At 62.8% G+C, this 7,418-nt stretch carries 7 protein-coding genes; 4 read left to right on the top strand and 3 right to left on the bottom strand.

Annotation, left to right across the window (positions count from 1 at the left end; all coding sequences use genetic code 11):
- Nucleotides 1-653: 653 nt before the first annotated feature.
- Complete coding sequence (locus tag BS38_RS0122850; RefSeq protein WP_028272844.1) at nt 654-2,003, top strand: ParB/RepB/Spo0J family partition protein; 1,350 nt, start codon at nt 654-656, stop codon at nt 2,001-2,003.
- A 701-nt stretch (nt 2,004-2,704) separates the two neighbouring features.
- Here BS38_RS0122850 and BS38_RS0122845 read toward each other — a convergent pair.
- Complete coding sequence (locus BS38_RS0122845) at nt 2,705-3,013, bottom strand: hypothetical protein (RefSeq protein WP_012311548.1); 309 nt, start codon at nt 3,011-3,013, stop codon at nt 2,705-2,707.
- Nucleotides 3,014-3,258: 245 nt separating this feature from the next.
- On the opposite strand from BS38_RS0122845, the gene mobC reads away from it, so the two are divergent.
- From mobC to BS38_RS0122830, 3 genes are read left to right on the top strand one after another with little or no spacing between them, the layout of a single operon-like run.
- Entirely contained in the window at nt 3,259-3,654 is a 396-nt protein-coding gene (gene mobC / locus BS38_RS26200; RefSeq protein ID WP_051629119.1) for a plasmid mobilization relaxosome protein MobC, read from the top strand.
- Between the two features lie 7 nt (nt 3,655-3,661).
- Complete coding sequence (locus BS38_RS26195) at nt 3,662-5,266, top strand: relaxase/mobilization nuclease domain-containing protein (protein WP_051629118.1); 1,605 nt, start codon at nt 3,662-3,664, stop codon at nt 5,264-5,266.
- Between the two features lie 9 nt (nt 5,267-5,275).
- A complete protein-coding gene (locus BS38_RS0122830; protein ID WP_028272842.1) occupies nt 5,276-6,034 on the top strand; it encodes a hypothetical protein in 759 nt (252 codons plus the stop codon).
- Nucleotides 6,035-6,204: 170 nt separating this feature from the next.
- Here the strand turns inward: BS38_RS0122830 and BS38_RS26190 are convergent, their stop codons facing one another.
- Complete coding sequence (locus BS38_RS26190) at nt 6,205-6,954, bottom strand: DUF6602 domain-containing protein (RefSeq protein ID WP_156037234.1); 750 nt, start codon at nt 6,952-6,954, stop codon at nt 6,205-6,207.
- Complete coding sequence (locus tag BS38_RS26185; protein ID WP_051629116.1) at nt 6,938-7,414, bottom strand: Mov34/MPN/PAD-1 family protein; 477 nt, start codon at nt 7,412-7,414, stop codon at nt 6,938-6,940. The genes BS38_RS26190 and BS38_RS26185 overlap by 17 nt, the downstream gene beginning before the upstream one ends.
- Between the last annotated feature and the right edge of the window lie 4 nt (nt 7,415-7,418).

Here is a 7,418-nt window from a genome sequence, read left to right as displayed (position 1 = left end):
CGATGAAAACATCGCCTGAAGCAGACCGACCGATGGCCAGGTCCACGGCCACCAGCACCAGCGATCCGGCTGCAGCAACCGTGAAGACCACAGCCAGGATCCGCAGCATCCTGTGAGGGCGGCTCGGGCGCGGCGCCGGATCAGTCATGCCCCCACCCTAAGCAGGGCAGGAAAGCGTAAGCGATAGGGAGTGGCCGGCCCGGGCGAATCCGGTGGCCAGGGGAAGGGCATGCTCGCAGGGCTCGCACTGGTTTGCGCTGCGCTTCAACCAGTTGATGGGCGTCCGCTGGCGCGGCCGGCTGTTTGGTGCTGCCGGTCCGTCGCAGAGCTCCGGCCCGTCATCACCTGTTGTTTACAAGCGTTTTTTGTTGCTGTCCTGCGGATTCTAGGCGTCCGCTCCAGCCTGTCTAGCCCCGGTTCCGCAGGCTCCACCGGGGCCTAGCGGTCCGAAAATTCTTTAGCCAGGGATCCTCGCACGCTCGGATCCCGCAAGATTTTTCTGCCCTTGCCCTGACGGGTAGACAGGCCTCCGTCGGCCGCCGAGCAAGCAAGCTTGCCAGCAACCAAAAAACAACGGGGGGAGCAGGGGAGCTGGCCGGTCACCAATGCCGCCCCACCCACCCCCACTTCTCGGACAAGAAGGACATACATTCATGATTGCAACACCCACGCTTGAAATGCTCGACCCGGCAACCCTGACTGTTGACGTGAACGTCCGCAAGGACGCCGCACTGACTCCGGATTTCATTGCCAGCATCAAGGAACACGGCGTGATGGAACCGGTGATCGCCCACCGCAAGGACGACGGTACCGTGCATGTGCTGATGGGCCAGCGCCGCACCCGCGCCGCCGTGGAGGCAGGGCGCGAGGCTATCCCTGTGATGATCATCGACAGCCCCGAGGAAGCCGAACGCATCGTGACGCAGGTGGTGGAGAACATCCAGCGCGCCGAACTCACTGAAGCGGACGAGGCCGAGGCCTACCACCAGCTGTCTTTGATTGGTGTTTCGGCGGCCGCGATCGCGAAGAAGACCGGACGGACCAAAACCACCGTCGAAAGCGCACTGAAGGCCAAGTCCACCGACACCGGAGCTGCCGCCCTGGGCAAGGGCTACACCATCGAAGAAGCCCTCATTCTGGCCGAGTTCGAAGGCGACGAGGACGCCACCGAGGAGCTGGAATCGGTCATCATGGACGAAACCGACATGCTCCTGCACGTCACCCAGCAACTGCGGGACAAGCGCGACCGCGCCGCCGCGCTGGCCGCACTCATCACAGAGCTGGAAGCGGCAGGAACCACCGTTGTCCCCGAATGCGGCTACGGGGAAGACAGCGAAACACTCCGCGTCACGTCCCTGAAAAGGGCGGACGGGGAACCGGCCACGGACGAGGACGGAAACGCCGTCTACATCGAAACGGACTACCGGGGCGAGCACTCCGCCGTCGCCGTGGTCACCGGCTGGAAGGATCTCGGCTTCACCCTGCGCTACTACAGCGGTTACGGAACATCGTCGGCCCCGAAAGGCCCGATGACCGATGAACAGAAAGCCGAACGGAAAACCCTGATTGAGAACAACAAGCTGATGCAGTCTGCCACCACGGTCCGGCGCGAATGGGTCAAGAACCTGCTGTCGAAGAAGCAGGCCCCGAAGGGCTGGCAGTACTTCACCGTGCACGCCATCACCCACCACTCGGAAACGGCCAGCGGCTATGACGGGAAGGTCGCCGCTGAGATGGTCGGGGCGAAGGTCGAAGAGTCCAACGCCTGGGCGTGGAACCCGCTCCGCGACCACGTCGCCAAGACGCCGACGCGTCCGGAGTTTTCCCTGATCGCGCTGGTGTGTGCAGGGTATGAAAAGACGATCGCCAAGGACTCATGGCGGTCCCCGAGCCAGACCCACCGGGACTACCTGAACCAGCTGGTTCTATGGGGATACACCGCGAGTGAGGTTGAGCAGATCATCCTCGACAGCGGCAAGCCGACCGAGGCCGACGCCGCCTAAACTGGTACCGCCTTGCCGGGCGTCATCTGTCGCAACCGCCCGGCAAGGCCACCAGCCCATCGCCACACCAGGGCACGGAACCTTCCAGAAGTCGGGCGGTCCGCCGCCCAGGGCGAACCACAGCAGCCACTCACCAGCGGCGGACCGCCGTTCGACGCGACTATCCCATGCCCGCACCTGGTGCCGCGCTGTCACAAACAGCGGGGTTTCCCCGCGCAACTGGGTTCACGGAAACATGCTCAGCTACGCTGAGTTTGCAAGATCTCCTTTGTCCGAGGAGCGAAGACAGGCCGACCCTCCAGCCGGCCTGTCTTTGTTTAACCACACGGCCGCGCACAACCAGGCAGAACGTACGCGACAGCGTTACGGCAAAGGTCTAGACACATCACTGCAGAGACAGCAAAAGGCTCCGCACCAACTGGTGCGGAGCCCTAACCATGTGTGCTCCCGGCTGAAAAGACCCGGCCACGTCCCGGAGCTGGGACGGCAGCAGCGAGGTTTGGCCCAAGGAAAACTGCCCCGTCCCAACCCCGCACCTAAGAGGCTGTGCACAGCCACCGCTCGCCTAAGGGCGACGTGGGCACATGCGGTGACGTGGTGGTTGTGTGCAGGTGGTCCGGTGGGTCCCGTCGTCCACTTGGGTGCGGGAAAAGCAGCGAAGCGGTTGGGCTTTTGCCGTGCACAAGTGGGCGAGGGGCAAGCTACTCGGCCCCTGCAACCCCGTCGTCAGAGGACGGGGAATTGTCGTCCGCGGTACGGGTGGTGGCCGGCTTTCGGCGACGGGTGGCGGCGCCGGATTCCAGACCGAGCTTCTTCAGCTCCTCCGGGCTCCAGCCGTCTTTGGTGGCGCGAACGTAGGCGCGCTTGTCTTCGCGCTCGGCGTCGGCGAGCTGCTCGCGCAGGTCAGTGATGCGCTGCCTGGCCTTGACCAGGTTTGTGACGGACTCGATGCGCGAGTCCAGAAGGGCGCGGGCCTGGTTGCGGGTCTGTTCAATATCAATGGTTGGCATGCCCCCACCGTAACCACAGGGCGACCCGCTTTTCCGGCAGCGACGCGCAGCGGCGTGCCACTTCCCGACCAGCAAAGCACTAAAGGCACGAAAGGAGCAGGAGCCGACTGCGGCGGAGCAAGCTGGGAACTTAGCCGGGCTAAGTTCGTGTCGCTCCCGGGAACTGCGTTCCGGTCGCGGCAGACTGGTGTCTGGTCCCGGGGTTTCCGGGTCGCTGCGCTGGCAAGGTAGGGGAGGGGCGACGGATGAATGAAGGCAACGGCTTCGCCGGTTGGAAGTCCCGCCGCCGCCGCGCGAACGTTGACGGCGGCAGGATGCACCGTCACGAGGTCAAGGTCAGCCCCGAAGAAGAGGCCCAGCTGCTTGCCCTGGCGGAGAAGCACCGCGTCACGATCCCACGGCTCCTGATCGAAGCGGCCCTGAATGAGGACAGCGAAAGCCCGTCGGAGCGGCGTGATCAGTTCATGCAGCTTTCGAACCTTCAGCGCCTGATCGGGTCCGTGGCGAACAACATCAACCAGATCGCCCGGCACGCCAACTCAACGGGTGAAGTACCGCCTGATGCTGCGCCCGCTATTGCGCACGCCAAGAGCGTCATCATCCGCATCGACCGCATGCTCGCTGACATGGCCGGCCGGTGATCCTGACGTGATTCCGAACATCACCCAGGGCGACCGCATGGCGGGCCTGATGATCTACCTTGCGGGCCCGGGACGTGCCAACGAACACGAGGAACCGCACCTCGTTGCCGGTGACTCCGCGCTCATGGCGTGGCACGACGATAACGAACTGAACCGCGACGCGGCATTGGATATCGCCAACGCCCTGGACCGTGCCAAGCAGTTCTACAAAACCGAGGTCGACGGCGGCCACGTCTTCCACTGCTCACTGAGCCTGGCCGCCGAAGAAGGTCAGCTCACCGACGAGCAGTGGGGCGCCATCGCCAATAACTTCATGAAGGACATGGACTTCACCGAGGACGGCGGAAAGGCCCCGGCCCGATGGGTTGCCGTCCGCCATGGACTGAGCAAGAACGGCAACGACCACATCCACATCGTGGCCAGCATGGTCCGTGACGACGGTACTAAATGGAACAGCTGGAAGAGCAAGTACAAGTCCCAACAGGTCGCCCGGCTACTGGAGAAAAAGTACGGACTCACCGAACTCGACGCCGTCCGTGCTGAACGCGGATACACCCCCGCGGAACAGGCCAAAGCCGCCCGCCAGGGACTGCCCGAGGTCGAACGCCACAGCCTCGCCCGCAAGGTCCGCACCTGTGCGACAGCATCAACGGACGAGGCAGAGTTCGTCCGTCGCGCCCGCCAAGAAGGCCTGCTCGTAAGGCCGCGCTACGCGGCCGGCCGGACCGATGTGGTGACCGGATACTCTGTCGCTGAACGGCCACGTAAGGGGGAGCGGGCCGTTTGGTTCGGCGGTAACTCCCTGGGGCGCGATCTTGCCCTGCCCAAGCTCCGCAGTGACTGGGAAAGCACACCCGAAACAGCAACGGCTGCCGTCGCGGAATGGAACGCCGCAGCCCGCAACCGCCGACCCGTTGCACCGGGCAGGGAGACGATGCAGCCATCCGCGGAGCTGTGGAGCAAGTACGCCAATGACGTTAGTGCTCTCCGGGAGAAACTGGCCAGCACCCCGTACAATGACCACGCCGTCTGGGCGCAGGCCGCCCGCGAAACATCCGCCGCCTTCGGTGCATGGTCCAAGCGCATCGAACCCGCCCCCGGGCCACTGGCCGACGCGGCACGGGAGCTGTCTAAATCCGCCCAGCTCCGCCGCTACCCGAAGCAACCAGCGGTCGCACTGCCCTCGGCACGCGGCGCAACAATGATCCTGCTGGCAGCCACATCCAAGAGCGAACGGGCAGCCTACGCCCTGATGTTCAGGCAGCTCGCCCAGACAGCCCGAGCCATCCACGACATGCACAAAGCCACCGACGACCTGCGACGCGTCCGCGGCCTCGCCGCAGCCGTGACTGCCGCCGGCAAAGCCGTTGAAGCCAGCGCCACAACACAGACCATCAAAGCGCAACCCAGCACCATGGAAGCACTGCGGGAACAACACCCGGGAGCCAGCGAAGAAGCCCTCCGGGCACGGCTCATTGCCGAACGATCCCGCGGCGGCGCACCTGTCCCAACGACACTCACCAGGGCAGAAAAAGCACTGCAGCAGGCCGGGCCAACCGGCCCGCAGGAACGACACAGGGACCACCATCCGAAACCAGGCATCGAGCGATAGGGGAGAAGCATGAGCGAAGCAGACGGAATGGACGAAGCAGTAGACGGCGCAATGCGTACCGGGCTGATGGTCGCCGCACGCATCGGCGAACAACTGGCACGAATGAGAGAAGAAGAACAACGCACCATCGCCGCCGCCGAAGAACAACGAGCACGCCAGCTGCAGGAACGCTTCGACGCCCAACGCGCAGCCGCCCGCGCCCAGCTCGCACCCACCGCCAGGGACGACTGGTGGGACAAAGCCACCCCCCAAATGATCCAACACGCTCACCAGACCGCCACGACCTGGAAGGCATACGATCCCGAAGCCCTTCAGGCAGCCGAACACATCCGCAACCAGGTGCACGCCCGCTACGGCATTGACGTCAACAACACAGGAGCGGACGAAGCATCCGTATCCGCAGCCCTCACCCGGGCACAGCAAGCACGCACCGAAGCCGAAAGTGAACTAACCAAGGCCGCAGCTGCGCGCACAGATGAAGTGGTGACCGGCACCGTTGTAGCAGGGGCCAACAGGCAGGACAAGGCAGCACAAAAGGCACAAGATGAACGTGCGTATGACTCACCAGAGCGGCGGCAGCAGCTCGTCGAAAGCCTCGAAGGCAAAGGCGATCGGGAAGCGGTTAACTCCAGACTCCTGGCCGACAAACACCAGGGTACGCCGCCGACGGCCGCCGTTACCCAGAAGCCCTCCTTGGCGAGGACATCCAAGATGGCCAAGCAAGGCGGCAAAGGCAAGACACTAGAGCGCGACGGGCTCGAACGCTAGCGAGACTTAGAGAAAGGAATCTGCTCTATGCTGGGTCCCTTTTGCACTCCTGTCTATTCCCGCGACAGTAACTGAATCTCAGAACAACGGTGATGAGAGCGTTGCAGCCGCTAGACGTTGGGGCGCACAGTTATCCGGCTGCAGCGGGAGGCATTGACGGGAGGTTGTTCTTATTCCAGCCGCGCTGAGGGAACGTCCTCCATGTGGCGTCCGTACGAGCTCAGATCAAGTGCGAGCACGGTACCCAGGGTCGAAAGCCTCTTGAAAAGCTGCATCGCAAACCAAATGAGCTGCTGATCTGGTACCGCGTAAAACAGTTCGTCACCGACGCGTTCAACGGCGCCGTGTTGCACCGCGATCGCAAAGTCCAAGCGATCCCGTTCGTCACCTTGAAGGAGGGCCGTACGAGCAGCTTCTCCCTGGATGTCCGCCCAGGCAGACCCCGTGGCAAGGATTCCTCCGAGGATGGGTTTGGTCGCGGGGTCCTGAGGCGCATACGTTCCACCAGCGTGGCGGATGCCCACGGAAGTGCGGTGAAGTGAGCGAACGCTTGCTACCTTGTCGCGGGCATATTCCACGTAACCCTTGTCCAGCTCTGGTTTGGCCTCGAACACCGCATAGATGCTCTCAACTGGTACAAAGTGGAGGCCGCTTTGTTCGAAAAAGAGCGGGGAGTATTGCTGGTCGTAGACGGCCACATCTATTTGTTGACTCTGGTTACCCTTGGAGTCGATTGCGAAAACTTTGCCCACTCCATAGCGGCGGGGCAGGAACTCGCTGAGCATGTTTATCCAACGGTCCTCGGTGGCATCGCCTTTAGCCGTCGGGTGACTGGTGAAGTTTGGCATCAGACCAAGCCCGGTCAACATGTGATTCTGTTTAGCGGTAAATGCTTGTCCTAAATCAAACGGCATGACCATGCTGGTTGACCCCACTCTCTGGTTCTATCGGATAGATGGCTATGTTTTGGTCATCGTGCGTTAGCAGCCAGAAGTGCAGCGACACGTCCTCTTCAGGAGATACCGGCGACACGATAATGGAGGCAAACGTGTCGAAGTTCAGGTCGCCGTCCAGAAGGTGCGCTGCGTACGTCCGAATATCGCGCTGGCTCGGCACCGCAGGGCCAAATGGGTGCGTATGCCATTCCCCGATCCATTGAGCCCCTGCGACTCGAAATATCTCTGAAGCGAATTTCTGCGTGTGTGTCAGGTCGCGCAGAAAGTAGTTCGCCCCCCGCAGTGCGTCCGGCCCGGGGCCGGAAGCAGCAGTAATTAGAAGATGGTGGCCATCGTCGAAGCCGAAGAGGGCGCCGCCGGTTTCCAGTTGGCTTCCTCCATCTGCCACGGCACGCAATATGAATTGCGCAGCATGCTCACTCATGTGA

Origin of the sequence: Arthrobacter sp. UNC362MFTsu5.1 (assembly GCF_000685965.1) — a bacterium.
Taxonomy (GTDB): domain Bacteria; phylum Actinomycetota; class Actinomycetes; order Actinomycetales; family Micrococcaceae; genus Arthrobacter.
The sequence above is the reverse complement of the archived record's forward strand: the minus strand, read 5'-3'. Positions and strand labels throughout refer to the sequence as shown.

Excerpts from the sequence above, each read along its gene's own strand:
- BS38_RS0122830 (WP_028272842.1), top strand. The coding sequence starts at position 5,276 with ATGAGCGAAGCAGACGGAATGGACGAAGCAGTAGACGGCGCAATGCGT.
- mobC (WP_051629119.1), top strand. The coding sequence starts at position 3,259 with ATGAATGAAGGCAACGGCTTCGCCGGTTGGAAGTCCCGCCGCCGCCGC.
- BS38_RS26190 (WP_156037234.1), bottom strand. The coding sequence starts at position 6,954 with ATGGTCATGCCGTTTGATTTAGGACAAGCATTTACCGCTAAACAGAAT.
- BS38_RS0122845 (WP_012311548.1), bottom strand. The coding sequence starts at position 3,013 with ATGCCAACCATTGATATTGAACAGACCCGCAACCAGGCCCGCGCCCTT.
- BS38_RS26185 (WP_051629116.1), bottom strand. The coding sequence starts at position 7,414 with ATGAGTGAGCATGCTGCGCAATTCATATTGCGTGCCGTGGCAGATGGA.
- BS38_RS0122850 (WP_028272844.1), top strand. The coding sequence starts at position 654 with ATGATTGCAACACCCACGCTTGAAATGCTCGACCCGGCAACCCTGACT.